Genomic DNA, 26,308 nt, shown 5'->3' on the forward strand with positions numbered 1-26,308 from the left:
TTTAAATACTATGTAAAAAGGATTAATAGTGCATTTAACTTATTCCACCACAAATAAAAGTGAAGAAAAAGCGCAACGACAAAAACCTTTAATTCTAATTGTTGATGACGAACCAAGTAACTTACATGTTTTGGTAGAAGGACTTTCAACCGACTACGATGTTCGAATATCGATAAGTGGAGAACAAGCACTAACGTTTATTGAGTCTACCCGCCCAGATTTAATTTTACTCGACATAATGATGCCGGGAATGAATGGTTATGAAGTGTGCACCATAATAAAAGGGAAACCCAAAACAAAAAGCGTTCCGATCATATTTGTTACCGCACTGACAGAAGAAGAGTCAGAAGAAAAAGGCTTTGCTACGGGCGCCATAGACTATATTCACAAGCCTTATAAATTAGCCTTGGTCAGAGCTCGCATTCGTACACATATAACAGCACAAGGTATGCTAGACCGATTAATAGAGAAAAACTTTGACCTAAATGACAAGCTGCTTGAAATAGAATCTTTAGCGATGGAGCTCGATGTTAGAGAAAAAGAATTAAAACAACTATCATCTAAACATCAACTATTTTTTCACGCACTAACAAGTACAGCTGACGGTGTTGTGATAACCAACAGTGCAGGCAAAATAATCGCGGTTAACCCTTCATTTTGCCGCATCACGGGTTACGATGAAGATGACTCGTTAAATATGCACATTCACGATATCAAACAAAATAATCAGCCAAATGTAAACTTTGAACAAGTATGGCAACACGCAAGTGAAGCCGGCTACTGGAGTGGTGAGTTAGTTACCCGACGCAAAAGTGGTGAGTTATATCCTGAACTGCTAACGTTAAGCCTTGTAAAAAATGAACACGATACCAACGATCACTACATCGGTGTATTTAGCGATATATCAAGCCTAAAAGTGACTCAGGAGCGAATAGATTACTTAACTTGGCATGACGAATTAACCGCCCTACCTAATCGTAACAGCTTCTTAAAGCAGTTAGAGCAGCAATTACAAAACTGTTCCACTGACAAAAATTTTGCCTATATTTTTATTATCGATGTAGATGGGTTTCACTCGTTTAATGATGGAATGGGCCTGCTAGCCGGTGACCATGTCCTAAAAGAACTAACGAAGCGTATCCATGAAAATACTGATAATAGTGATATTATTGCCCGCTTGGGAAGCGATGCCTTTGCAACGTTGTCAGTCCTAGATAAAGGCATTGGCAGAGCTAGGGCTCAAATTATTGCAGAGAAAAAAGCACAAGAAATTCTTACATCCGTAAGACTACCTTTTTTTGTTGATTTGCAAGAGGTTAGCCTAACAGTAAGTATTGGTATGTATATATTCCCGCAACATGGGCAATGGGAAAGCGCTATTGAGACTATCAGAAACTGTGAAGCTGCCTGCTATAAAGCAAAAGAGAAAGGGGGTAACCGAGTTACATTTTTTGACACCTCATTTGGTGAACAAGCAAAAAGACGTTTCGAAATTGAGCAAGACCTACGTAAAGCAATCGCTTATAACGAGTTATCACTTCATTTACAGTCCCAATATGATAGTAATCAAATTTTAAAAGGAGCTGAGGTTTTACTTCGTTGGAAACACACAACGAAAGGCTTTATTAGCCCCAGTGAATTTATTTCTATTGCAGAAGAGTCTGACGTTATTTATGACTTAGACTGCTGGGTATGTGAAAATGCTTTAAAAACATTAGTTAAGATTAATCAAACGCACCCTCACTTAAGTTTATCAATAAACATAAGTGGTCGACATTTCCATGAGCCACGCTTTTTAGCCTTTTTAGTTGAACAGCTAACAATTAATAATGTTATTGCGTCGCAACTCACTATAGAGATTATTGAAGGTACGCTACTAAATAATATGGACTCTGCTATTGAAGCTGTGCATAACCTCAAAAAATTGGGTGTAAAAGTATCAATTGATGATTTTGGAACTGGCTATTCAAGCCTCACATATTTAAAGCAATTACCGATTCAAGAACTTAAAATAGACCGTTCTTTTGTGCTCGAAGCGCCAACAAATAAAAATGATAAACTAATAATAGATATGATTGTGAGTTTGGGACGTTTATTTGAATTAGACGTTGTTGCAGAGGGTGTCGAAAACCAATCGCACTTCGATTTACTACAGGAATATCCGGAGGTGATACTGCAGGGTTATCATTTGCATAAACCTGAGCCAGTAAACGATTGGCTAGCTAAATTAAAATGATTTTTGTCATTAAAATAAAAAGCCGAGCTATGCTCGGCTTTTTGCTAAATTAATATAAAATTTATTCGCGAACTTGACCTTCGCCATTCACTAAATACTTTTCTGTAGTAAGTGATTCAAGTCCCATAGGACCGTACGCATGAAGCTTAGACGTTGCAATGCCAATTTCTGCGCCTAATCCTAACTGCGAACCATCAGAAAAACGAGATGATGCATTTACCATTACGACTGACGCATCTACGCTGCGTTGAAACAACTCAGCTGCGGCTTGGTTCTTAGTACAAATAACTTCTGTATGATTTGAGCCAAATTGAGCAATGTGCTCAACAGCGGCTGAAAATGTAGGCACTACGCGTATCGCAATCTCTAAATCAAGGTATTCTTCACCGAATTCATTGTCAGCCAACACCGTTGCATTATCAAAGTATTTAGCCGCAAAACTATCTGCGTTGATCTTTACACCTTCCTGACGAAGCACTACAGCACACAGGTTTAAGAGTTCATCGGCGATATCTTCGTGTACAACCAAGCCTTCAAGTGCATTACATACACCCGTTCGTTGTGTTTTACCGTTAAGTAATAAATTAATCGCAACCTCTAAATCAGCATCTTTATCTACGTACAGGTGACAAACGCCCTTGTAATGCTGAATAACAGGAATCGTACTATTCTCGGTAACAAAGTTAATTAAACCTTCACCGCCGCGAGGAATGATTAAATCGATGCTATCACGTTGTTGCATTAACTCCATAAGAAGTCCACGATCGGGATCTGGAATAACTGAGATTAATGAAACAGGTAAGTTGTGCTTTTCAAGTACAGTGTGCATTACACTTGCAATAGCTTGTGAGCTTTTAAGTGCCTCTTTACCACCGCGTAAAATAACCCCATTACCCGATTTAAAGCACAAAGCACCGGCATCTGCTGTAACATTAGGGCGTGCTTCATAAATCATACAAACAACACCTAGCGGAACGCGCATTTTACGAATTTTTATACCATTAGGTCGTTCCGTAATTTCACGAAGTTGGCCCACTGGATCATCAAGGCTCACTATTACTTCGATACCTTCAGCCATCGATTCAATGCGTTCATCGTTCAGTGTTAAACGATCAACCATTGCCGCGGGTAGATTGTTGTCGCGAGCAGCGCTTAAGTCACTTTCGTTTTCTTGAATTATAAATGCTTTTTGCTCTCTTAATGCCACAGCCATCTCTGTTAATACTTGATTTTTTGTCTCGGTGTCGAGTAAAGCAAGTGTGTTTGCAGCTTTAGCTGCTTGACGCGAAATATCCGTAATTAAACTCATGACTTCTCCAATAATGCGATATCTTTTTCTGAAATGACAGGACCAATAGAGTCCTGCATTTTTTCACTAAATTCACTTTGTTCGTTGTCCGCAATAAAATTCAACAAACAACTACTGTAATTTGCGGTCGCTTTAGCTAAACGCGTACCATCTTCACTTCTAACAAGTATGGTGTCACCAATTGCAAACTCACCATGTACTTCAACAATTTCATCACCGCGAATAATGCCTGTTTCACCTTCAATTGACTCATCAAACGATCCATCAACCACAACTTCACCCTGCTCATTTGCAGTATGTGTCATCCAGTGCACCGAGTCTTGCATTGGTTTTTCGTATGGTGAAAATATCGTGCCTGGATTGTCGCCCGCGAGTAAGCGATTAAATGTTTCTTCTTTAAAACCATTGATAATGTACGTTGCAATACCATGCGATGTTGCCTTTTCTGCAGCTTCAATCTTAGTCTTCATTCCGCCAGTACCTACAGAGCTTGTAGCACATCCTGCCATGGCATAAATAGACTCATCAATTGATTTTATTTCAGGTAATAAAACAGCATCGTCATGAAGATTCGGATTTTTATCGTATAAACCATCAACATCTGAAAAAATAAGTAAAGCGTCTGCATCGGCAGCAGCTGCCACCATTGCTGATAAATTATCGTTATCACCCACTTTTAGATCATCAGTTGTTACTGCATCATTTTCGTTAATAATTGGCAGTACACCATGTTCAAGCAAAGTGAATACGGTTTCACGAATGCTCTGATAGCGCTCACGGTCACGCAAATCACCATGAGTTAACAAAAGCTGGGCAGATGGAAAATCAAAGAAGCGGTCCCACATAGCAATCATTTCAGTTTGACCCGCTGCGGCCATTGCCTTTTTCAATACAACTGAACGAGGCTGGTCTGATGGAAATAGATGCGAGCCCGCTGCGACCGAACCTGATGAAACCAAAATTACTTCAATCCCGCGAGCACGACAACGAACAATAAACTGTGCGATAGTAAGTATGTAACGAGAACGACAGCCGTCTTGATCTGGTGCAATTAGTGCACTACCTACTTTTAATACAATGCGTCGCCAATTTAACTTTTGCATAAGTCTTCTACTTTCCATTTTATCTGTGCTCAGTGTTAATGAGCTAAACTAAATAGCTACCCGTAAATGCAGCTTCGAATTTGTGTTTTTTAGCAACACTTTTAAACGCACACAAGAAAGCCAAAATCTAAAAGTAATGTTTTAAATTTAAGCTCAGATATAAAAAAGCAGATACCTTGCAATGAAAGTAGTGCCTATAAGAAAGTTTAAAAAGTGTTGTTTATGCATCGCTGTAAAAAGCCTTGGTGGCTTTTCTATTAACAACATACATAGAGCCTCTAAAGTCTGGTACACCAACAGATAGGGTGAAGACTATAGGACCGAGATTTAACCGCCACGATGGGGATTAAACATTGAAAGATATCAATTCAACTCAAACTTTATATAGCTGAGATAAACCGTATCAAGTAATCGAATAAATTAAATTTTAGATGTTCAAATACTCAACTAGCTTCTAAATAACGATTATACCTAGCAAATATGACCGTAACATTAACGGTAAATTTATTTCCTAAATAATTTAATTAGATACCTAATTATTTGAACTCGAAGTATAATACGCCAAATAAGGGGGTAAGATCAAGGCTAAAATTCAGACGACCACATTATAAAACATTTAAAATTAGAGATTTTTAATTTTAAAACAATGAGATAGCAACGATTATTGATAATTTATAAAATATTTAGCTACGCTAACCATAATTAATACGTACTAATATTGTATAAGCGGCTAAAATTAATTAGCAATAGTTGATTTTCCCGTGTATACCCCTTTAATAACAATTAATAACGTTATACTTTAGATAAAATCATAATAAGGAATTCTTAATCTATGTCAGCAATTTACATAGCCGGTATCGCACTTTGCTCTGTGCTTGCCCAATGGGTGGCCTGGGCATTTAGAGTACCCGCTATTCTTTTTTTATTGCTCACTGGCCTCTTACTTGGGCCATTTAGTGGTGTTTTAGACCCTGATGCACTTTTAGGCGACTTACTTTTTCCAGTTGTGTCATTGAGTGTGGCTGTTATTTTATTTGAAGGTGCTCTTACTCTTCACTTTAGAGAGCTAAAAGGGATTAGTAAAGTAGTCAGAAACCTTTGCTCCATTGGTATGATTGCAACCTGTGTTGTTATTAGTTTAAGTGCTTATTGGTTACTTGAGCTCAATTGGCGAGTTGCTGCGGTGCTTGGCGCTGTTTTGGTTGTAACGGGCCCTACAGTAATAGCACCGTTATTAAATTCCATGCGCCCGACTCAAGACATAGACCGCATTTTACGCTGGGAAGGAATTGTTATTGACCCTATCGGGGCATTATTTGCTGTACTGGTTTTTGAAGCTGTCATGCTTGTTGGGCAAGGAGAAGTATTAAGCCATACTGTTATCGCCTTAGTTAAAACAGTGGGTGTTGGCTTAACAATAGGTGTTGTAGCTGGCTGGGTGACAACCCAATTAATGCGCCGTGAGTGGCTACCGTTTGAATTACATAAATTTGGTATTTTAGCACTGGTATTAATCAGTTTTTCTGTATCAAATTACTTAAGCCACGAGTCAGGCTTACTGGCAGTTACTGTGTTTGGCATTTGGCTTGCTAATCAAGACGACTTAGAAATAGATTCTGTTTTAGAGTTTAAAGAAGACTTGTCGATGATACTTATCTCAACATTGTTTATCTTACTCGCAGCCCGTCTACAGCTTTCCGATTTAATGATGTTAGACAGTGATGTATTTATATTTTTAGCAATTGTGTTATTCGTAGCACGCCCTTTATGTATTGCTATCTCAACGTTTGGCACAGACCTGCCAATTAAGTCTCGCTTAGTGCTCGCTTGGATTGCACCAAGGGGTATTGTAGCCGCAGCAGTTGGCTCGGTGTTTGCGCTGAGTATGATGGAAGCAGGTGTGGCCGATGCAGAAAAAATAGTCCCTCTTATATTTACCGTTATTATTATCACTGTGGTACTACAAAGCCTAACGGCTATACCTGTGGCTAAGCTACTCGGTGTGCGCCAACCATCGCCTAATACTATATTAATCATTGGGGCTAACCATGTGTCACGTGCAATAGGACGTGGTTTGAAAGAGCAAAATATTCCTGTACACCTTTCAGATCCAGCCTGGGAGAACTGCAAAATGGCGCGCATGGATGGCCTACCTTGCTACTACGGTAATCCACAATCAGAGCACGCTGAACGATACTTACCGCTCACCACTATTCGAAGTGTTTTAGCGCTTTCACCAAACCGTCACCATAATGCGTTAGGTGTGCAATACTTTTCTCATTTACTCAATGAAAAAAACGTGTTTTCGCTACGCTCATCGACAACACATGCTAAAGCCAACAAAGACAGTGCAACTTTTTTATCGCGTCAAATTTTATTTGGTGATGAAGGCTCATATGCTCGTTTAAGCAGCGTGATTGCTAAAGGCGGAAAAGTGAGTGCTACACGTATTTCAGATGAGTTTAGTTGGGAGCAATACCAAGAAATGAACCCTGAGGCTATTCCTTTGTTTATTCTTAAAGGGGATAAAGACAGCGATGACGATACACCAGCTAAAGTAACACCATTTACAATTAATATGGAAAAACCACCACAAGAAGGTGAGCGAATTGTTGCATTGCAACCACCAAAAATGTCGTTATTAAAAGACCCGCAGCCTAAAGACAAAGAACAAAGTTAAATAAAGTAATTTCCACAAAAAAAGCCCTAATTATGTTAGGGCTTTTGTTTTGTTAGATTTACAGTAACGCTTAATTAAGGTTTACTGCAGATTGCTATTACATAGGTAACCGTGCACGCTCTACGACACTATTTGGCATTTTTTGAGCCAGCTTTGTTAAGGCGCTTTCAATTTTCTTATGCGTTGCTTTATCTGCCACCATAGAATTAAATAACCAGCGGTACGCATCTTCAAAATCGCGTGGACTACCATAGCCATCATTAAACAACTTCACTAATCGTAGCTGCGCTTTTAAATTACCTTGCGCTGAAGCCTCGCGTAAATAGGTAATTGCCATTGCTTTATCTTGCTGCACTAACCTTCCAGTATCGTAATAGCGACCTAACTGCTCAAGCGCTGCCGCTAAACCTTGCTCAGCAGACTTTCTCATATAATACACACCTAGCTCTACGTTTCGCTCAACACACACGTTATAAGCAAGCATGTCGCCATATAAAAACTGATACGAAGGCAATGCCATTTTATTGGCTCGCGCTTCAATATCTTGAACTAGCTGGCAATCATCTGCCTTTACACGCTGCAAATGCACATTTTTATTTATAAGCGCGATAAGCTCTGACTCAGTGTATAACGGCACTGCGGCAGGCGATTCATCCGCTAACGTATTGGAAGATATAAATAAAGATACTGGCACTAACGATACAGCTAATACTGAATTTCTTAAAAATAGACGCATATTCACCACGTGCAAAAATAATCTTACCAAATAATATACAAAGATCGTTCCAAGGTGAATTTTAGACACAAAAAAAGCTGCATTAAGCAGCTTTTTTACATTTTAGGTTATTACGCAAATGGATTGCGAAGTACCATAGTTTCTACACGATCTGGACCGGTAGAAATAATATCAATTGGAACACCTGTGATTTCTTCAATACGTTTGATGTAATCAATTGCAGCTTTTGGTAAGCCTTCAAGTGAAGTTACACCTACGGTATTCTCAGACCAACCTGGCATTTCTTCATATACTGGTGTTACTTTCTCGTAACCTTCAGCAGCTAATGGTGTTACGTTTGTAACTGTACCATCTTCAAGCTGGTAGCCAGTACAGATTTTAAGTGTTTCTAAGCCATCTAAAACATCAAGCTTAGTTAAACAAAAACCCGAAATACTATTGATTTGAACCGCACGACGCATTGCTACAGCATCTAACCAACCAGTACGACGAAGTCGACCTGTTGTTGCGCCAAACTCATGGCCTTTATCACCTAAGTGCTTACCAACCGGATCTTGCTTATCAAGACCATCGTAAAGCTCTGTAGGGAAAGGACCTGAACCAACACGTGTTGTGTATGCTTTAATAATACCTAACACATAATCAAGGTTTAATGGACCAAAACCAGCACCAGTAGCAACGCCACCAGCTGTCGTGTTTGAAGAAGTTACGTAAGGGTAAGTACCATGATCAATATCAAGTAATGTACCTTGCGCACCTTCAAATAAAATGTGCTCACCTGCTAAACGTGTTTGGTCTAAAAGCTCAGTTACATCAACAACCATTGCTTTTAAGATATCTGCAACAGCCATTGCATCATCAAACGTTTTTTGGAAATCTACAGCATCTACTTTGTAGTAATTAACTAATGTGAAGTTATGATATTCAAGTACTTCTTTTAGTTTAGCTGCAAATAATTCTGGATTAAATAAGTCGCCTACGCGTAAACCACGACGTGCTACTTTATCTTCGTACGCAGGACCGATACCACGGCCAGTTGTACCAATTGGCTTATCGCCACGAGCAGTTTCACGGGCTACATCTAATGCTACATGGAAAGGCAAAATTAGCGGGCATGCTTCACTTATCAAAAGACGCTCGCGTACTGGTACGCCACGTTCTTCAAGCATGCCAATTTCTTTCATTAGCGCTTCTGGTGATAAAACAACACCATTACCAATCACACATTTAACATTGTCACGTAATACACCCGATGGAATAAGGTGTAGAACCGTCTTTTTACCTTCGATAACTAAAGTATGACCTGCATTGTGGCCACCTTGATAACGAACTACTAAAGATGCTTTGTCCGTAAGGAGGTCAACTACCTTACCCTTACCTTCGTCACCCCATTGGGTGCCTAATACAACAACGTTTTTACCCATTGTAAATTCACTTAGAGAAAATTAGGACGAGATTTTACCAGAAAACCCAAGTAAAGATCACCCCTGTTCAGCTTATTTTTTCTGCGAAGAATTATTAAATTAAAATATGAGTAGATAACCACATATATAACAGTGATTTAAAGTTCTAGATTGTATTTAACAAAAAGCCCCGCATGTGCGAGGCTTTATATTTTAAAAGTAAAAAATATAGTCTACTGCGCTTTAGCGCCTTTCATATACTGGAAGAAGTCACTGTCTGGTGAAAGTACCATAACGTCTTGCTTACCTTTAAATGTTTTCTTATACGCTTCTAAAGAACGTACAAAGCTAAAAAACTCTGGATCTTTGTTATACGCATTTGCATAAATAGCCGCAGCATCTGCATCACCTTGACCACGCACTGAACGAGAATTACGCTCAGCGTCTGCAAGCATAACCGTTACTCGACGGTCAACGCTTGCACGAATAGTCTCTGCTTTTTCCTGACCTTCAGAGCGGTGTTCTTTAGCAACAGCAGTACGCTCAGCACGCATACGTTGATAAATTGAACTACTTACTTCTTGAGGTAAGTTAATTTGCTTAACACGTACATCAAGCACCTCAATGCCTAACTCTCGAGCACTCTCAGATGCTTGAACTAATGCCTCTTCCATAAGCTCACTTCGCTCACCCGATACAATTTCACGAATTGTACGTGTACCAAAGTTAGTACGAAGGCCATTGTTAACCTTTTGCTCAAGTAGCGTTTCAGCATATTGCTTATCGCCACGGGCACGCAGGTAAAAAGCACTAAAGTCATTAACGCGCCATTTAACAAACGAATCAACAATTAAGTCTTTTTTCTCACTCGTAACAAAACGATCCGGCGTACCATCTAGCGTTTGTATACGCGCATCAATACGACGTACTTGGCTAAAAAATGGGACTTTCAAATGCAGACCCGGGCCATAAACAACCGCTTGATCATCGTTATCTTTTTGTACTTTACTAAACAATAGCACAATTGCTTTTTGCCCTTCAGGTACAACAAATACCGACGAGAAAGACATCACAATGGCAACTAGTAATATTACTAAACTAAAATTTTTCATTATGCTTATCTCCCCTAGTTAAAGCGATCGTTGTTAAAGCGGTCATTGCTGCTATTAACGGTGCTATTACGTGATGTATTTACTTTGTTCCTTAAGTCTTGAATGTCACTTGAGCTTGGTAGTGCAACACGTGTTGCTGTGCCTTGCTTTTCCATGATTTTATCAAGAGGTAAGTACATCATGTTATTACCACCCTTCACATCAACTAACACCTTAGAACTACTGCCTAACACTTCTTCCATTGCATCAATGTATAAGCGTTCGCGGGTTACTTCTTTAGCCGCTAGATACTCCGGTAATAGTTTCTCAAAACGAGCAACCTCACCTTGTGCTTCTAATGTAATGCGCTCTTGGTAACCTTCAGCTTCTTGCGTCATACGTGTTACTTGACCACGTGCACGCGGTTCAATTTCACGCGCATATGCTTCTGCTTCACGGATGAAACGTTCTTCATCTTCTTGTGCTGCAATCGCATCATCAAACGCATCTTTAACTTCAGTCGGTGGACGAGAATCTTTAAAGTTAACATCAGTAACAATTAAACCAAGATTGTATGGTTCGATTACCTTGTTAAGCTCATCCCATGTATTTTGACGCACCACTTCACGGCCGTTGGTTAAAACTTGGTCCATTTTTGCATGACCAACAACATAACGTAGTGCACTATCTAACGCTTCTTCTAAGCTGCTATCAGCATTCGTTACGCTAAACTTGTAAAGGTATGGGTCAATAACACGGTATTGCACCTGAAACTCAACGCTTACCACGTTTTCATCTTCAGTAAGCATAAAACCAGACGCCGACAGTGAACGAACGGCTTCAATATCAACTGGGATAACCGTTTCAATAAATGTCATTTTCCAACGCAGGCCTGGTTCAGCAATTCGGTCATACTTACCAAATTGTAAAACAACACCACGTTCGGCTTCTTTAACCGTGTAAATACCACTTAACGCCCACACAATAGCAGCGATAATGAGGATAAATGAAATACCGGCTCCGCCAAGTCCGCCACCGCTTCCATTGCCGGATTTTTTACCGCCAAATAAGCTGCCGAACTTGTTACTAAACTTGCGGAACACCTCGTCTAAATCAGGTGGGCCTTGATCACGTCCGCCTTTATTGTTCCACGGATCTTTGTCATTGCCATTATTACCCGGTTCATTCCAGGCCATAGCTATACTCCATTGTTATCTAAATAAATTAGGAAATTGTGTTAAATCTATCAAATCTACCGCGTTTCTCATACAAAAACCGACATTTAAACGTCAATTTTTAGTCTTAGTTGATAAAACCAACAATTTCAGGACCAAATTCTTTAATTAAGCGATTCCATTCAACCATTGGCATCCTAACATCTAGCAGCCAATTACCTTGTTCATCAAATCGCTCTTCATGCACCGCATTTAAGCTAAACAGTGAAGCCCTTAAACGCCCGTATAAAGGGGTTAATAAAAGCGTTTCACTAAACATTTTTTTAGCAAGCAACTCACTAATGGCTTCGCTTAGTAATTCACACCCTTCACCTGTTTGTGCAGACAACCATACTCTTATAGGTTGGCCTTCACTATCTCGATCAATACGCGGAGCAACATTATCAAGCGCGTCAATTTTATTATAAATTAATAGCTGCGGGACGTCATCGGCTTCAATCTCTTTAAGCACCGATTGCACTTGCTCAATATTTTCTTTAATTCGCGAATCAGCAGCATCTATTACATGTAGCTGTAAATCGGCTTCACGTGTTTCGGTTAATGTAGCTTTAAATGCAGCCACTAAATCATGAGGTAAATGACGAATAAAGCCCACGGTATCAGCTAAAATCACTTGACCAACATCACCCAACTCAAGTTTACGTAAAGTTGGATCAAGCGTCGCGAAAAGCTGGTCGGCAGCATATACCTCAGAGTCCGTTATACGATTAAATAATGTAGATTTACCCGCATTTGTGTAACCAACTAACGATACCGTTGGAATTTCATTACGATTACGCGCACGTCTGCCTTGCTCACGTTGAACAGCCACTTTTTGTAATCGCGCTCGAATACTTTGAATACGTACACGTAATAAACGTCTATCTGTTTCTAGTTGAGTTTCACCTGGTCCACGTAAACCAATACCGCCCTTTTGACGTTCAAGGTGGGTCCAACCTCGGATCAGCCGAGTAGACATGTGACGAAGTTGTGCCAATTCAACCTGAAGTTTACCCTCATGGGTACGTGCACGCTGAGCAAAAATATCAAGAATAAGGGTCGTTCTATCAAGCACACGACACTCACAAACACGCTCTAAATTACGTTCTTGTGACGGTCTGAGTTGATGATTAAAAATAACGACATCTGCATTGTGGATTTTGACAATCTCAGCTATTTCTTCTGCTTTACCGGTACCGACGAATAGTTTCGGATGTGGTGCTTGACGGCTGCCTTGCACAACCGCCAAACTACTAACACCAGCAGAAGATACCAACATTTCTAATTCATGAAGATCTTCACGATCCCCTTCTTTAGGTAAGTCGATATGAACTAAAATTGCCTGTTCGCCGGATTCATAGCGGTCAAACAAGCATTACGCTCCTAATTAAAAGTTTCCAGCTTCTGGTTCTTCAGTGTCATCGCTCCCTTGAACACCTTGGAAGTTGACTGCGCGAGCAGGTACAACTGTTGAAATTGCGTGTTTGTAAACCATTTGGTTTACCGTGTTTTCAAGTAAAATAACAAATTGATCAAATGACTGGATTTTACCTTGTAATTTTATGCCATTAACCAAAAAGATTGATACCGGAATGCGCTCACGACGTAGTGCATTCAAAAATGGGTCTTGTAACGATTGGCCTTTTGCCATGTTATTCTTCCTTCGTTCTAGGTGTTATTATAATTAAGTGGCTGAACTCATTTAATAAAGCTAAATCATATCCAACTACTACTAGCTTAGCGAACTTACTACATGATGCAAGTTTTCTTCATCGCCGGTTGTTAACCAAGTAACATCAGGCCAACTTCTCAACCAGGTTAATTGACGCTTAGCCAATTGCCGAGTTGCTGCAATACCTCGAAATACCATTTCATCATGACTTACTTCACCCGCAAGGTAATCCCACATCTGTCTATAGCCCACACAACGAATAGAAGGCATATTGTGGTGTAAATCTTTACGTAGATATAAGGCCGAAACTTCATTTTCAAACCCTTGATCTATCATTATTTTAAACCTTTCTTCAATTCGCTGGTGTAATTCACTTCGCTCTTGCGGCGCAATGGCAAATTGATGAAAAGTATACGGTAAAGGCGGCTGCTTTTGCTTTTGCAGTTCAGTCATTGTTTTACCGGTTAATCGATATACCTCTAGCGCACGGTTAATTCTTTGCGAGTCGTTTTTGCTCATTTTTTGTGCCGCTTGTGGATCTACCTTTACTAGTTCTTGGTACAAATGTGGCCAGCCAAACTCACTAGCCTCTGATTCAAGTTGAGCCCTTATAGCCGGGTTTGCCTCAGGTAAAGGCGATAAACCATCTATAAGTGCTTTGAAGTACAGCATTGTACCTCCAACCAGTACAGGCACTTTTCCTTGTTGATGAAATTCATCAATTTTTTTTATTGCATCGCGTCTAAAATCTGCAACAGAATACGTTTCACTCGGGTCAAGCAGATCAATAAGATGATGTGGGGCGCGAGCTAATTCTTCTGCGTCAGGTTTTGCGGTGCCAATATCCATACCTTTATACACTAATGCTGAATCGACGCTGATTATCTCTGTATTTAAGTGTTCACACAAAGAAATAGCCAATGCTGTTTTACCTGCAGCGGTGGGACCCATTAAAAATATAACTGGTAATTGACTCAACACGAACACCCTAATTTAATTGCGCTAAATACTGACTTAGCTCTATTTTAACTGCTTTTTCACGCAAGCGTTCAATAGTTTGCGGATTATTTTGTAAGCGCATTTGTTGAGTTATAAATACATTGCTTGCATAAAAGCGCGGCGGTATACATTCAGCCTGCCATTTTAACCAGCTCTCTATGTTTTCAAGCGATTTTTTACACGCACTGAGCAGTTCGTCAACGGCATTACTTACATCAAGTAAATACAAGCATGAAGGCAACTTTTTAACCATAACAAATTGCTTTTCAATTACTAATTCAAAGCCTAGCAGCGTGAACCACGATTGCTGTGCTTCTATTAGTAAACAATCCTCTTTTGATAAATTAACCCGTACAGGCAATAACAATGCTTTACCTTCAAGGCTCCCCAGCTCCTTAATTTGTTCATGCCAATCATCAACCAAGACGTATTTAAAATGTGAGCAATAAAGTTGCTGCTGGGCACCAAAAACGCAATTTCCATCATTCAGGCTAATAATAGACACCCTATTCATAGTACTTTGCTTAGGTACTAATGAATCTTGCTGAGTGGTTTGCGCCACCGCATCAAAGTGTGCTGCGTGTTGTTCACTCACTCCCTGATAAAACGCATTCACGTCTTGATGATTTGCACTGGATGGAGCCCTGTACTCACCACTACTATTTTTAGCCCCAGGAGCACCTGATGAGCCCGAACTAGCTGAGTAACTTGGTTGTAACTGAGACTTAGGATAGTCGAAATTGCCACTGGCTTCGTCTTTAAATGTTGACGAATGCACAGCATGAGTAAAGGGAGGAAAATGCTCATCCGTTGTCATTACTGCTTCATTGTTAAACTCACCTTGTAATGGCACTACTACTTGCTTAATAGCTTGCAATATAAAGTCGTGAACTAAACGGCCTTGGTGAAAACGTACCTCGTGTTTTGCTGGGTGCACATTTACATCAACTTGGCGTGGGTCAATATCAATATAAATCACAAACCCAGGTAACTCTTGTACCCCACTCACTTCTTCAAACGCCTGACGAATAGCGTGTAATATTAGCTTATCGCGCATCATACGATTATTTACGTACGTGTACTGTGTTGTATTAGCTGAGCCAACAGGTAAAACCCAGCCATGCAGTTGTAAACCAGCTTCTCCAGATTGGATATGGAGCCCTTGCTCTGCAAACGCTTTACCTGCAACTTGTGCAACACGCGTTATTGCTTGAGCGGGATCTGTTTTTGCACGGTATTGCCTAACTACTTTTTCGTTATGGGTCAACGTAATCGATACATCAAACCGGCTCAGCGCTATGCGCTTAATAAGCTCATCTATATGGGTAAACTCTGTTTTTTCGGTACGTAAAAATTTACGCCGTGCAGGGGTATTAAAAAATAAATCTTTAACCTCAATCGTTGTACCATCAGGATGGGCAATCGGCTTAACTTGTACAGCCATATCACGACCCTCTGCAAATGCTTGCCACGCAGCGTCTTGAGTTTTAGGTTTGGAGCTGAGTGTTAATCGCGATACTGAGCTAATAGAGGCCAATGCCTCGCCTCTAAAGCCAAGTGAGCAAATATTTTCTAAATCATCAAGTGACTTTAGCTTGCTTGTTGCATGACGGGAAAGCGCCAGTGTGAGCTCTTCTTTACCTATGCCAGAGCCATTATCACGTATACGAATTAGCTTATGACCGCCACGCTCTATATCAATTTGAATACGCGTTGCACCTGCATCAAGGCTATTTTCAACAAGCTCTTTTACTACCGACGCTGGGCGCTCAACCACTTCACCTGCGGCAATTTGGTTGGCTAAACGAGCGGGTAGTATTTCAATATTCATGATATTTCCTAGCAAACTGCATACTGATTTATGTGATTAACTTTGCGGTATGTCGAGCTCTTGACCAATAAAAAGCGTGTTTGAGCTCAGCTTATTTACTTTTTTTATTTTACTGATGCTCACCCCATAGCGATTTGCCAACATGCTTAAAGACTCACCCGGACGTACTTTATGTTTGGTGGGGTATTGCGACTTTAGTTTTGCAAACAACGAATCATCCGGTGGATTTTTCAAATAGTAATTTTTAATGGACGTGAATATCGCTTTTGCTAACCGCTCTTGATGATTTGGACTTTTTAGTAATTTTTCTTCTCGAGGGTTAGATATAAACCCAGTTTCGACCAAAATAGACGGAATATCAGGCGACTTAAGTACAGACAAACTAGCATGCTGCGGGTCTTTTTTATGAAGTTTAGCAACTTTACGAAGTTCTTTAACCACTTCTTCGGCAACGTTTAAGCCGGTTTTCATTGAATGATCCATCGACATATCAAGCAATGCTTGCGCTAAGTATTTTTCGTTAGTGGCATCTTTGATTACATCAGCCGCACCACCCAGTAACTCAGAGTGTTTTTCCTTATCCTCTATCCATTTGGCCGTTTCAGAGTTGGCTCTACGCAGTGATAAAACCCAAACGGATGCACCATTAGGGCCTGGGCTTGTGAAAGCATCAGCATGAATAGATACAAAAAAATCTGCTTTTTTCTGACGAGCTCGATGTGTACGTGTATTAAGTTTTACAAAGTAATCGCCGCTTCGTACCATTCGCGAAATCATGCCTCGTTCAGCGTCGATCATTCGCTCAAGGCGTTTAGCAATTTGCAATGTAATCGTCTTTTCATACGTACCAGATGGCCCTATTGAGCCAGGATCTTCACCGCCATGCCCTGCATCAATAGCAATTACAATATCTCGCTCTTGGCTAAGTTGGCGTTTTTTAGCAGCTTTTTGTGCAGGTGAAGGAACCACCTTAGGCTCACTTTTATTATACAAATCTACCACAAGCCTATTTTTGTAAGGCCCCGTAGGCGCAAGTGCAAAGAGTACCGGTTTTACAGGCTTGCTTAGTTCAAACACTAAGCGAACACTTTGTTTATTTTTAGGCTTTGAGTAACGTAATTTGCTAACAATCTGGTGCTTAGGTGGTACACCCGGTAGTATTTTAAGCTCTTTGGTGTTTTCTAAATCGACCACTAAACGGCTTGGGTTTTTAAGCATAAAGTAGCTAAAATCAGGTTTATCGTCTAAATCAAATACGACGCGTGTACTATCAGGAGATGGCCAAACACGTACACTATTTATTGTGTTTTGTGCCCACAAAGAAAAGCTCATGGTAAAAACCATGAGGTAAACTAATCGTTTAATTACACCTCGATTCATTTGATAATTACTGCCTTCACTATTTTATTATTTGTTTTTTAGTTTATCGACAATTGCTGCACCACGCTCACTGGCGCTATTGATTACAATTTTACGCTCGTCACCTACATAGCTTAGCGTTATATCTAAATCAGGCACAGGAATAAATTCCCCCCCCTTTTCCGGCCACTCTACAATACAAATAGCCTGTGGTGAAAAATAATCGCGTATTCCCATAAATTCGAGTTCTTCTGGATCACCTAAACGATACAAGTCAAAGTGATATACGTTCGCACGCTCAAGTTCGTAAGGTTCGACCAGTGTATAAGTTGGACTCTTAACTTTGCCTGTATGGCCAAAGCCTTGCACTACACCACGTGTAAACGTTGTTTTACCAGCGCCTAAATCACCATGTAAATAAATCACAGCACCTTGCTCAATAATCGCTGCTACTTGGTTACCCATTGCAACAGTTGCAAGTTCATCATTTAAGTGAGATTCAAAACTACGGGTCATTACTACCTCAAAATTAACTTAAAAGCGCATATTGGCTAATCATACCAGATTATTTATTTATGGCGATAAATTGAAGTTTCAGGCATAAAAAAACCGGCCTCAGCCGGTTTTTATATTTTAGGAAGATTACAAACCTAACTTTTTCTCAAGGTAGTGAATATTAGTTCCACCATTTTGAAAATTCTCATCTGCAAGAATACGCTTATGCAAAGGCGTGTTTGTTTTAATCCCATCGATTACTAATTCGTTTAGTGCATTGCGTGCACGGGCAATAGCCACATCACGGTTTTCGCCGTAAGTAATTAGCTTGCCAATCATCGAATCATAGTGCGGTGGTACTGTGTAGTCAGCATAAATATGGCTGTCCCATCGAATACCTAACCCACCAGCTGGGTGAAAACGCGTAATTTTACCCGGTGACGGGATAAACGTTTCAGGGTCTTCAGCATTAATTCGACACTCAATGGCATGGCCACGAATAACGACGTCGTCTTGCGTGAACGATAATGGCTGACCCGCTGCTATTTTTAGCTGCTCTTTGATCAAGTCGATACCTGTAACCATTTCTGTTACTGGGTGCTCAACTTGAATACGGGTATTCATTTCAATGAAATAAAACTCGCCGTTTTCGTATAAAAACTCAAACGTACCCGCACCGCGGTAGCCAATTTCAATACATGCACGTGTACAGCGCTCACCAATAAACTTACGTGTTTCAGCTGTTATACCTGGTGCAGGAGCCTCTTCAACAACCTTTTGATGACGACGCTGCATTGAACAGTCGCGCTCACCTAAGTGAACTGCATTACCTTGTCCGTCGGCTAGTACTTGTACTTCGATATGACGTGGGTTTTCAAGGTATTTCTCCATGTAAACCATACCGTTACCAAAAAACTGTTTAGCTTCTTGCTGCGTTAACGAAATTGAATTTACTAATTCAGCTTCATTACGCACTACACGCATACCACGGCCACCACCGCCACCAGCGGCTTTAATAATAACCGGATAACCAATGCGCTTAGCAATTTGCATGTTGCGTTCGTTATCGTCTGTTACAGGACCATCAGAACCCGGTACACAGGGAACGCCGGCTTTACGCATTGCGGCAATAGCAGATACTTTATCGCCCATTAGGCGAATTGTGTCGCCTTTTGGCCCAATAAATACAAAACCACTTTGCTCAACTTGATCTGCAAAATCTGCGTTTTCTGCAAGAAAACCATAACCTGGGTGAATCGCTACCGCATCAGTTATTTCGGCCGCAGCAATAATGCGCGGTATATCTAAATAACTTTCTGTTGCTGATGGCTTACCAATACAGATGGTTTCATCTGCAAGCAATACATGCTTAAGATCGCGATCCGCCGTTGAATGAACAGCAACCGTTTTGATCCCAAGCTCTTTGCAGGCGCGCAATATACGAAGTGCTATTTCACCTCGGTTTGCTATGACTACTTTATCTAACATTAGAGTTGGCCTTTTACGTTATGCTATTAGTCAATGATGAATAGAGGTTGGTCAAATTCAATTGGCTCGCCGTTTTCAGCTAAAATTGCGCGTACAGTACCCGCTTTATCAGCTTCAATTTGGTTCATCATTTTCATGGCTTCAATGATACATAAAGTATCGCCTACATTAACTTTAGAGCCCACTTCTACGTAAGCAGGTGCCTCTGGAGAAGATGCTGAGTAAAATGAGCCAACCATAGGTGATTTAACCTGATGACCCGTTGGTGCAGCAGGTGCTGCTTCTGCTTCAACTGCTACAGGTGCTGCTGGAGCTGGAGCCTGCTGTGCAGGAGCTGGTGCATATTGTTGTGGAGCAAATTGTGGGTAAGCTGGACCCGCGCTCATGTTATTACGGTTTATGCGTACTGACTCTTCACCTTCAGTGATTTCTAGCTCAGCAATGCCCGATTCTTCTACTAATTCGATCAGTTTTTTTATCTTGCGAATATCCATTACACGACCCGCCTGTTAGTTTGTTAGTGTGTTAATTTTTAAAATTAAATTGCGTTTTGCGACCGGTTAACTGCTGCATTTAATGCTGCGTGGTAACCCATTGCACCTAATCCACATATAACGCCTTGTGCCACATCTGAAAAATAAGAATGATGGCGAAAAGCTTCACGTGCGTGCACATTACTCAAGTGCACCTCATAAAACGGAATATCAACACTTAACAATGCATCACGTAATGCAACGCTTGTATGCGTAAATGCTGCGGGGTTAATAATAATAAAATCAACCGCTTGCCAAGCATTATGAATTCGTTCTATGAGCGCTTGCTCACCATTACTTTGAAAGTGCGTAAGTTCAACATTTAGACTATTAGCGGTATCTGTTAGTTCGCTCATAATCTCGCTAAGTGTTTGCGTACCGTACTTTTCTGGTTCGCGCTTTCCTAGCATGTTTAAATTTGGACCATTAACAACTAAAATCTTTAATTTTGCAGCCATAATACGCGATATACCCTCTAAGTAATGAGTTAAGCCATTGCCAGCTATTTTTTCACTTTAAACTAAGCATAAAAAAGCTAAATTGCAACATTTTCTCACGTTAGCTGGGTATTATAGTGATTTCGACGTAAATAACAGCAAAATACTGGTCCAATCACTATTATGGGTACATTTTGAAAGGTATGAAGAACAAAGCCACTTAGTAAACTTAAGTGGCTTTATTGCACTATTATTGTGCGCTGGCACGCACTGTAGCAAGATGTTTAGCAAAATCGTCAGCATTTAAAAAGCCCGTCACACGCAACGCACTTAGCTCTTGTCCTTGAGTATTAAAAAATAAAATACTCGGTAAACCGAATACGTCATACTCTTCCATTAGCGCTATGGTTTTACTGTCACTTTCAGTTAAATCGATTTGGATTAACTGATAATGACTAAACTCTTTTTGCACTCTTTCATCAGGAAAGGTGTAATGTTCAAACTCTTTACATGCCACACACCAGTCGGCGTACAAGTCGACCATAACAAGTCGGTCTTGTTTATTTGCGTCAGCAATCGCGACTTTTAGCTCGGCTAAATTGGCAACGTGTTTAAACTCATTGTTTTGTGAACTTGCTTGAATTTGTACAGGCCAAAAATAGTCTTTTGCTAAGCTAAAGCCAGTAAATACCAACAACATGGCCGCGAACCATAGCGCTGTTTTTAATTTACTTTGCTGCTGATTACTTTGCCAATGGTGTAAGTACAAAGCAGCAGCTAACGCCAATATACCTGCCATAAGTAATATAATGTTGGCACTGACCAAGCGCTCTAATAATATTAGCGGAACTACCAACATCACAAAGCCAAACAGCGTTTTAACTTGCTCCATCCAACCACCCGCTTTAGGCAGTAATTTACCGCCCGATGTACCAAGCAATAATAAAGGTAGCCCCATCCCTAAACTCAATACATACAACGTTAAGCCGCCCACTAAGTAGTCACCACTTTGCGCAACATATAATAAAGCAGCTGATAGCGGCGCCGTGGTACAAGGGGATGCAATTAAACCCGATAATACCCCCATCAAAAATACGCCAACATAATTGCCGCCTTTTTGATTATTACTTACCTGCGTGAGCTTACTCATCATGCTGCTAGGAAGTTTTATTTCGTACCACCCAAACATCGACATAGCCAGTAATACAAATAATAAGCTAAAGCTAATAAGTACATAGGGATGCTGTATATACCCCTGTACTTGCCCACCTAATGCTGCAACGACTAATCCAAGCGCCGCATAAGTTACCGCCATACCTTGTATATATATGAACGAAAGTGCAAAGGCTTTTTTAGTTGATAAGTTTTTTTGCCCGGCAATTAAACTCGACAATATAGGAAACATCGGGAACACACACGGCGTAAAAGCAAGCCCAACCCCCACTGCAAAAAATACTAATAAATTAATCGCTAAACTTTGGCTAGCGAGTTGCTCTGTAAAAGTAAGGTCTTTTTTGAGTGCTGCGGCATCTGGTTGCGATGTTGACTCGGTTAATGCGCTTGCGGTACTAGACGGTGCTGCACTTTGCGGTTGCTCGCCCGCAATTACACTTAATGGAATTGAGATAACTTCTGGCGGGTAACATAGCCCAGCCTCAGCGCAGCCTTGATATCGCACCTTTACTACAGCGCCTTCATTGACGTTACTCAGTTTGCTGATAATACTAACGCTTTGAAAAAATACCTCTGTTTTACCAAAAAATTCATCTTCGATAATTTCGCCATCACCTAAGTTTCCTACTTCAATGCTGGCGTCTTTAGCGAGTATTTCTATTTTTTGTTTATATAAATAGTAACCTGGCGCAATATCCCACCCAATAAACAAGGTGCGGCCTTGCTGATCAAAGTCAAACTCAAACGCTTGTGTTACCGGTAAAAAGGTTTGCTGCGTGGGCGCTAATAAATCGTTAAGCACATTATTTGGTGTAGCCTTCGCAGGGGCTATTAATAATGTCACTAATAGCAAAAACAAAAAGCGCATTAATGTAATACCTCATCCATCCAATTAAAATAGGCTAAGTTTCCGGTTGTTATGTCAATAACTTGTATTTCGGGTACTTCGTAACTATGCATCGCTTTTATCGTTAAAAACACATCGTTCATTTTCTCTGTTTTGGTTTTCACTAGCATTTTAACTTCTGTCATTTCTTTCACCTCGCCTTCCCACATATAAATAGAAGACATTTCGGGTAAAATATTTACACACGCAGCCAGCTTTTTTTCTACCAAGGCTTTGCCAAGCATGCGTGCTTCAGCTTCGTTTTTACAGGTAGTAAAAATTAATTTAAATTGTGTATTCATTATGAACCTTTACTTATTGAACGATGTCTAGCTTCATAGTATCTGATAGGTAAGCCAATGTGTAGAAATCCAGTTAAATGACACTACCTACTCATTAACCTTGAAAAGAGACCTATCAACCCTCACTTATATTTCATCAACTCTTACGAGTACCCTATTTAGAGAGCATTATGTTTAGATTTTTATTTGTGTTGTTTATTATCATTCCTATTATCGAAATCGCATTGTTAATTCAAGTCAGCGACGTAATAGGCGGTGTAGCGACTATTGCATTGGTTGTTATTACTGCAGTTTTAGGCGCTAAAATGGTTAAGCAACAAGGCATGGGCGCACTACAAAATGCGCAAACGCAAATGGCGCAAGGCCAAATGCCTGCTAAAGAATTATTTACGGGAATATGCGTTATTATTGCCGGTGTACTACTGTTAACGCCAGGCATTATGACAGACGTTTTTGGCTTACTTTTATTAACCCCTGCAATTCGTAATAAATTAGCTGCAGGCCTTGCAAGTCAAGCAACTGTACGAATGAGTGCGGGTATGCAACAAGGCGCTTCACCTTATACTCAACAACCACATTCAATGCGTGACCAACATCAAACCGAACAACCAACAACCATTGATGGTGAGTTTGAACGAAAAGATTAAAAAATTATCATTTTTTCTCTTGGAATTTTTCACTCTACCCCCATTAATGAATGCAAATTAGAAAAGCTTTTTTCTGTATTGTTCAGAAACTGTTAGGAGAACTAAAAAACATGAACATTCGTCCTTTACAAGATCGCGTAATCGTTAAACGTCTAGAAGAAGAAACAAAATCTGCTGGCGGTATTGTATTAACTGGCTCTGCAGCTGAAAAATCAACTCGCGGAGAAGTAGTAGCCGTAGGTAATGGTCGTATTTTAGATAACGGTGACGTTAGAGCTTTAGAAGTAAAAGCCGGTGACACTGTGTTATTTGGCTCATATGTTGAGAAAACTGAAAAGATCGAAGGTCAAGAGTACCTGATCATGCGTGAAGACAACATTTTAGGCATTGTGGGCTAAGCCTACTTTTCGTTTAACACATATTTAAGAATTTAGAGGAATTTAAAACATGGCAGCTAAAGAAGTACTTTTTGCAGGCGACGCACGCGCTAAAATGCTAACGGGCGTAAACATCCTAGCAAACGCAGTAAAAGTTACATTAGGTCCTAAAGGCCGTAACGTTATACTAGATAAATCGTTTGGCTCTCCAGTGATCACCAAAGATGGTGTATCTGTAGCAAAAGAAATCGAACTTGAAGACAAGTTTGAAAACATGGGCGCGCAAATGGTTAAAGAAGTTGCATCTAAAGCAAATGATGCAGCAGGCGATGGTACAACTACCGCTACAGTACTTGCACAATCTATTGTTAATGAAGGCCTTAAAGCGGTTGCTGCAGGCATGAACCCAATGGATCTTAAGCGCGGTATCGACAAAGCAGTCATTGCGGCTGTTGCAGAACTTAAAGCGCTTTCAGTTCCTTGTGCTGATACTAAAGCTATCGCTCAAGTAGGTACTATTTCAGCTAACTCTGATAAAGAAATTGGCGACATCATTGCAGAGGCAATGGAAAAAGTAGGCCGTAATACAGGTGTTATTACCGTTGAAGAAGGTCAATCACTTGAAAACGAACTAGATGTTGTAGAAGGCATGCAGTTTGACCGTGGTTACCTATCTCCTTACTTCATCAACAACGCTGAAAAAGGCGCCGTTGAGTTAGATAACCCATTTATTCTACTTGTAGATAAAAAAGTATCTAACATCCGTGAGTTACTACCAACACTTGAAGCCGTTGCTAAAGCAAGCAAGCCACTACTTATCATTGCAGAAGACCTTGAAGGCGAAGCACTTGCAACACTAGTAGTGAACAACATGCGCGGCATTGTTAAAGTATCTGCTGTTAAAGCACCTGGCTTTGGTGACCGTCGTAAAGCAATGTTACAAGATATTGCTGTATTAACTGGCGGTACTGTTATTTCAGAAGAAATTGGCCTTGAGCTTGAAAAAGCAACGGTTGAAGACCTAGGTACAGCTAAGCGCGTTGTTATCACTAAAGACGATACAACTATTATCGATGGTGCTGGCGAAGAAGAAGGCATTACCGGTCGTGTTGCTCAAATTAAAGCACAAATTGAAGAAGCAACATCAGACTACGATAAAGAAAAACTACAAGAGCGTATGGCTAAACTTGCCGGCGGTGTTGCAGTAATTAAAGTAGGCGCTGCGACTGAAATTGAAATGAAAGAGAAAAAAGACCGTGTTGAAGATGCATTACATGCAACGCGTGCAGCGGTTGAAGAAGGCGTAGTACCGGGTGGTGGTGTTGCCCTAGTACGTGCAGCTAGCAAGCTAGTTGAACTACTTGGCGACAACGAAGATCAAAACCACGGTATTAAAGTTGCACTTCGTGCAATGGAAGCCCCACTTCGTCAAATCGTAACTAACGCGGGTGATGAAGCATCTGTTGTTATTAACGCAGTTAAAGGCGGCGAAGGTAACTACGGTTACAATGCAGCAACTGGCGAATACAACGACATGATTGAAATGGGTATCTTAGATCCAACTAAAGTAACGCGCTCTGCACTACAGTTTGCAGGTTCTATTGCGGGTCTAATGATCACAACCGAAGCTATGGTTGCTGAAATCCCTAAAGATGAATCTGCTGGTGCACCTGATATGGGTGGCATGGGCGGAATGGGTGGAATGGGCGGCATGATGTAATCATCACCGTTTAAGCACCTTGCTTATATAAAAACCCAGCTTCGGCTGGGTTTTTGCTTTTTAATACTTTTGTTATTGATATTGTTCAATTTACCCCCAAAGTAGTAATAACGTATAAGTTAAAAAGCGACACCATGGACATACTTAATAGTAATGGAATTACTTTCTTCTCGGTGCTTGTGACCCTAGTCTCGGTATTGCTGCTTTTAATAGCTTGGCTTTTGTTAAAAATGATAGCGTAGGGCAAAAGTATGCCAAAGGGGGCATATCTATTTTTAGCGTTTTTCCCGCTTATCTCATTGATGCCTATTCCGCCACCTACCTACGAAAATGTTCAAAAAGCTAAACAAGAGCAAAGAAAACGTAAAGAAGACACAGGCGACCCGCCGGATGAAGAAATAGAATAAATGATTACGTATATTAGCTAACAATAGACAAGTACTTGCGAAACACTGTACATTTATTATTAATAATTTATGAAGTTAATTACTAAATGGGTAATCCCCCCATTTTTAATGGAGGCTATCTGTAGAATTTTCGTTGTTTAACTTTTCCAGTTTTTGTATGGGTGTTATGCCACCTATGCCCATGTTAGGGCGTTCATTATTATAAGTCCA

Annotated in this window: 23 protein-coding genes; 6 read left to right on the plus strand and 17 right to left on the minus strand. The window is 40.4% G+C overall.

Going from position 1 to position 26,308, the window contains the following annotated elements; translation table 11 throughout:
- Window positions 1-28: 28 nt before the first annotated feature.
- Entirely contained in the window at window positions 29-2,236 is a 2,208-nt protein-coding gene (locus ATS71_RS04975) for a two-component system response regulator (RefSeq protein WP_058403816.1), read from the plus strand.
- A 61-nt stretch (window positions 2,237-2,297) separates the two neighbouring features.
- On the opposite strand, the gene ATS71_RS04980 is transcribed toward ATS71_RS04975, so the two are convergent.
- Both ATS71_RS04980 and proB read right to left on the minus strand, forming a co-directional pair.
- Window positions 2,298-3,545: a glutamate-5-semialdehyde dehydrogenase gene (locus ATS71_RS04980; protein WP_058403817.1), complete on the minus strand. Its 1,248-nt coding sequence runs from the start codon at window positions 3,543-3,545 to the stop codon at window positions 2,298-2,300.
- Window positions 3,542-4,648 carry a glutamate 5-kinase gene (gene proB / locus ATS71_RS04985; protein ID WP_058403834.1) on the minus strand — a complete coding sequence of 369 codons (1,107 nt, stop codon included), beginning with the start codon at window positions 4,646-4,648 and terminating at the stop codon, window positions 3,542-3,544. The genes ATS71_RS04980 and proB overlap by 4 nt, the downstream gene beginning before the upstream one ends.
- 832 nt (window positions 4,649-5,480) lie before the next feature.
- On the opposite strand from proB, the gene ATS71_RS04990 reads away from it, so the two are divergent.
- Window positions 5,481-7,328, plus strand: a complete 1,848-nt coding sequence (locus tag ATS71_RS04990; RefSeq protein ID WP_058403818.1) for a cation:proton antiporter — start codon at window positions 5,481-5,483, stop codon at window positions 7,326-7,328.
- 97 nt (window positions 7,329-7,425) lie between these two features.
- Here the strand turns inward: ATS71_RS04990 and ATS71_RS04995 are convergent, their stop codons facing one another.
- The 15 genes from ATS71_RS04995 to cutA all read right to left on the minus strand — a co-directional run bounded on the left by ATS71_RS04995 (window position 7,426) and on the right by cutA (window position 22,947).
- A complete protein-coding gene (locus tag ATS71_RS04995) occupies window positions 7,426-8,064 on the minus strand; it encodes a tetratricopeptide repeat protein (RefSeq protein ID WP_058403819.1) in 639 nt (212 codons plus the stop codon).
- Window positions 8,065-8,174: 110 nt separating this feature from the next.
- On the minus strand, window positions 8,175-9,488 hold the full coding sequence (locus ATS71_RS05000) for an adenylosuccinate synthase (RefSeq protein WP_008128387.1): 1,314 nt from the start codon (window positions 9,486-9,488) through the stop codon (window positions 8,175-8,177).
- Window positions 9,489-9,700: 212 nt separating this feature from the next.
- On the minus strand, window positions 9,701-10,579 hold the full coding sequence (hflC, locus tag ATS71_RS05005) for a protease modulator HflC (protein ID WP_058403820.1): 879 nt from the start codon (window positions 10,577-10,579) through the stop codon (window positions 9,701-9,703).
- Between the two features lie 14 nt (window positions 10,580-10,593).
- Window positions 10,594-11,754, minus strand: a complete 1,161-nt coding sequence (gene hflK, locus ATS71_RS05010; protein ID WP_058403821.1) for an FtsH protease activity modulator HflK — start codon at window positions 11,752-11,754, stop codon at window positions 10,594-10,596.
- 106 nt (window positions 11,755-11,860) lie between these two features.
- Window positions 11,861-13,144, minus strand: coding sequence for a ribosome rescue GTPase HflX (gene hflX, locus ATS71_RS05015; RefSeq protein WP_058403822.1), 1,284 nt, complete (start codon window positions 13,142-13,144; stop codon window positions 11,861-11,863).
- Between the two features lie 15 nt (window positions 13,145-13,159).
- On the minus strand, window positions 13,160-13,423 hold the full coding sequence (hfq, locus tag ATS71_RS05020) for an RNA chaperone Hfq (RefSeq protein WP_006791241.1): 264 nt from the start codon (window positions 13,421-13,423) through the stop codon (window positions 13,160-13,162).
- An 81-nt stretch (window positions 13,424-13,504) separates the two neighbouring features.
- A complete protein-coding gene (gene miaA / locus ATS71_RS05025; protein ID WP_058403835.1) occupies window positions 13,505-14,422 on the minus strand; it encodes a tRNA (adenosine(37)-N6)-dimethylallyltransferase MiaA in 918 nt (305 codons plus the stop codon).
- A 10-nt stretch (window positions 14,423-14,432) separates the two neighbouring features.
- A complete protein-coding gene (gene mutL / locus ATS71_RS05030) occupies window positions 14,433-16,274 on the minus strand; it encodes a DNA mismatch repair endonuclease MutL (RefSeq protein ID WP_058403823.1) in 1,842 nt (613 codons plus the stop codon).
- 36 nt (window positions 16,275-16,310) lie between these two features.
- Window positions 16,311-17,654 (minus strand): N-acetylmuramoyl-L-alanine amidase, encoded by a 1,344-nt coding sequence (locus tag ATS71_RS05035; RefSeq protein WP_058403824.1) that lies wholly within the window; start codon window positions 17,652-17,654, stop codon window positions 16,311-16,313.
- A gap of 27 nt (window positions 17,655-17,681) precedes the next feature.
- Window positions 17,682-18,149 (minus strand): tRNA (adenosine(37)-N6)-threonylcarbamoyltransferase complex ATPase subunit type 1 TsaE, encoded by a 468-nt coding sequence (gene tsaE / locus ATS71_RS05040; RefSeq protein ID WP_058403825.1) that lies wholly within the window; start codon window positions 18,147-18,149, stop codon window positions 17,682-17,684.
- Between the two features lie 126 nt (window positions 18,150-18,275).
- Window positions 18,276-19,616, minus strand: a complete 1,341-nt coding sequence (gene accC, locus ATS71_RS05045; RefSeq protein WP_058403826.1) for an acetyl-CoA carboxylase biotin carboxylase subunit — start codon at window positions 19,614-19,616, stop codon at window positions 18,276-18,278.
- A gap of 26 nt (window positions 19,617-19,642) precedes the next feature.
- Complete coding sequence (gene accB / locus ATS71_RS05050) at window positions 19,643-20,110, minus strand: acetyl-CoA carboxylase biotin carboxyl carrier protein (RefSeq protein ID WP_008128370.1); 468 nt, start codon at window positions 20,108-20,110, stop codon at window positions 19,643-19,645.
- Window positions 20,111-20,154: 44 nt separating this feature from the next.
- Window positions 20,155-20,607, minus strand: a complete 453-nt coding sequence (gene aroQ, locus ATS71_RS05055; RefSeq protein WP_058403827.1) for a type II 3-dehydroquinate dehydratase — start codon at window positions 20,605-20,607, stop codon at window positions 20,155-20,157.
- A 229-nt stretch (window positions 20,608-20,836) separates the two neighbouring features.
- Window positions 20,837-22,627 carry a protein-disulfide reductase DsbD gene (locus ATS71_RS05060; RefSeq protein ID WP_058403828.1) on the minus strand — a complete coding sequence of 597 codons (1,791 nt, stop codon included), beginning with the start codon at window positions 22,625-22,627 and terminating at the stop codon, window positions 20,837-20,839.
- Window positions 22,627-22,947: a divalent-cation tolerance protein CutA gene (cutA, locus tag ATS71_RS05065; RefSeq protein ID WP_058403829.1), complete on the minus strand. Its 321-nt coding sequence runs from the start codon at window positions 22,945-22,947 to the stop codon at window positions 22,627-22,629. The genes ATS71_RS05060 and cutA overlap by 1 nt, the downstream gene beginning before the upstream one ends.
- A 170-nt stretch (window positions 22,948-23,117) precedes the next feature.
- Between cutA and ATS71_RS05070 the strand changes: the two genes are divergently transcribed.
- The 4 genes from ATS71_RS05070 (at window position 23,118) to ATS71_RS18665 (ending at window position 26,098) form a co-directional block, all read left to right on the plus strand.
- A complete protein-coding gene (locus ATS71_RS05070) occupies window positions 23,118-23,594 on the plus strand; it encodes an FxsA family protein (RefSeq protein ID WP_058403830.1) in 477 nt (158 codons plus the stop codon).
- A 110-nt stretch (window positions 23,595-23,704) separates the two neighbouring features.
- Window positions 23,705-23,992, plus strand: coding sequence for a co-chaperone GroES (locus tag ATS71_RS05075; protein ID WP_006791252.1), 288 nt, complete (start codon window positions 23,705-23,707; stop codon window positions 23,990-23,992).
- Window positions 23,993-24,041: 49 nt separating this feature from the next.
- A complete protein-coding gene (groL, locus tag ATS71_RS05080; RefSeq protein ID WP_058403831.1) occupies window positions 24,042-25,691 on the plus strand; it encodes a chaperonin GroEL in 1,650 nt (549 codons plus the stop codon).
- A 251-nt stretch (window positions 25,692-25,942) separates the two neighbouring features.
- A complete protein-coding gene (locus ATS71_RS18665) occupies window positions 25,943-26,098 on the plus strand; it encodes a hypothetical protein (protein WP_171034630.1) in 156 nt (51 codons plus the stop codon).
- The last annotated feature ends 210 nt before the right edge of the window (window positions 26,099-26,308 follow it).

Origin of the sequence: Pseudoalteromonas sp. H71 (assembly GCF_001468485.1) — a bacterium.
Lineage (GTDB): Bacteria > Pseudomonadota > Gammaproteobacteria > Enterobacterales > Alteromonadaceae > Pseudoalteromonas.

Bases quoted from the DNA above. Each gene is read 5' to 3' on its own strand.
- ATS71_RS04990 (WP_058403818.1), top strand. From the start codon at position 5,481: ATGTCAGCAATTTACATAGCCGGTATCGCACTTTGCTCTGTGCTTGCC.
- cutA (WP_058403829.1), bottom strand. From the start codon at position 22,947: ATGAATACACAATTTAAATTAATTTTTACTACCTGTAAAAACGAAGCT.
- accB (WP_008128370.1), bottom strand. From the start codon at position 20,110: ATGGATATTCGCAAGATAAAAAAACTGATCGAATTAGTAGAAGAATCG.
- ATS71_RS05070 (WP_058403830.1), top strand. From the start codon at position 23,118: ATGTTTAGATTTTTATTTGTGTTGTTTATTATCATTCCTATTATCGAA.
- aroQ (WP_058403827.1), bottom strand. From the start codon at position 20,607: ATGGCTGCAAAATTAAAGATTTTAGTTGTTAATGGTCCAAATTTAAAC.
- ATS71_RS05000 (WP_008128387.1), bottom strand. From the start codon at position 9,488: ATGGGTAAAAACGTTGTTGTATTAGGCACCCAATGGGGTGACGAAGGT.
- groL (WP_058403831.1), top strand. From the start codon at position 24,042: ATGGCAGCTAAAGAAGTACTTTTTGCAGGCGACGCACGCGCTAAAATG.
- ATS71_RS04995 (WP_058403819.1), bottom strand. From the start codon at position 8,064: ATGCGTCTATTTTTAAGAAATTCAGTATTAGCTGTATCGTTAGTGCCA.
- ATS71_RS18665 (WP_171034630.1), top strand. From the start codon at position 25,943: ATGCCAAAGGGGGCATATCTATTTTTAGCGTTTTTCCCGCTTATCTCA.
- tsaE (WP_058403825.1), bottom strand. From the start codon at position 18,149: ATGACCCGTAGTTTTGAATCTCACTTAAATGATGAACTTGCAACTGTT.
- hflK (WP_058403821.1), bottom strand. From the start codon at position 11,754: ATGGCCTGGAATGAACCGGGTAATAATGGCAATGACAAAGATCCGTGG.
- hflC (WP_058403820.1), bottom strand. From the start codon at position 10,579: ATGAAAAATTTTAGTTTAGTAATATTACTAGTTGCCATTGTGATGTCT.
- hfq (WP_006791241.1), bottom strand. From the start codon at position 13,423: ATGGCAAAAGGCCAATCGTTACAAGACCCATTTTTGAATGCACTACGT.
- ATS71_RS04980 (WP_058403817.1), bottom strand. From the start codon at position 3,545: ATGAGTTTAATTACGGATATTTCGCGTCAAGCAGCTAAAGCTGCAAAC.
- mutL (WP_058403823.1), bottom strand. From the start codon at position 16,274: ATGAATATTGAAATACTACCCGCTCGTTTAGCCAACCAAATTGCCGCA.
- ATS71_RS05060 (WP_058403828.1), bottom strand. From the start codon at position 22,627: ATGCGCTTTTTGTTTTTGCTATTAGTGACATTATTAATAGCCCCTGCG.
- ATS71_RS05075 (WP_006791252.1), top strand. From the start codon at position 23,705: ATGAACATTCGTCCTTTACAAGATCGCGTAATCGTTAAACGTCTAGAA.
- proB (WP_058403834.1), bottom strand. From the start codon at position 4,648: ATGCAAAAGTTAAATTGGCGACGCATTGTATTAAAAGTAGGTAGTGCA.
- ATS71_RS05035 (WP_058403824.1), bottom strand. From the start codon at position 17,654: ATGAATCGAGGTGTAATTAAACGATTAGTTTACCTCATGGTTTTTACC.
- accC (WP_058403826.1), bottom strand. From the start codon at position 19,616: ATGTTAGATAAAGTAGTCATAGCAAACCGAGGTGAAATAGCACTTCGT.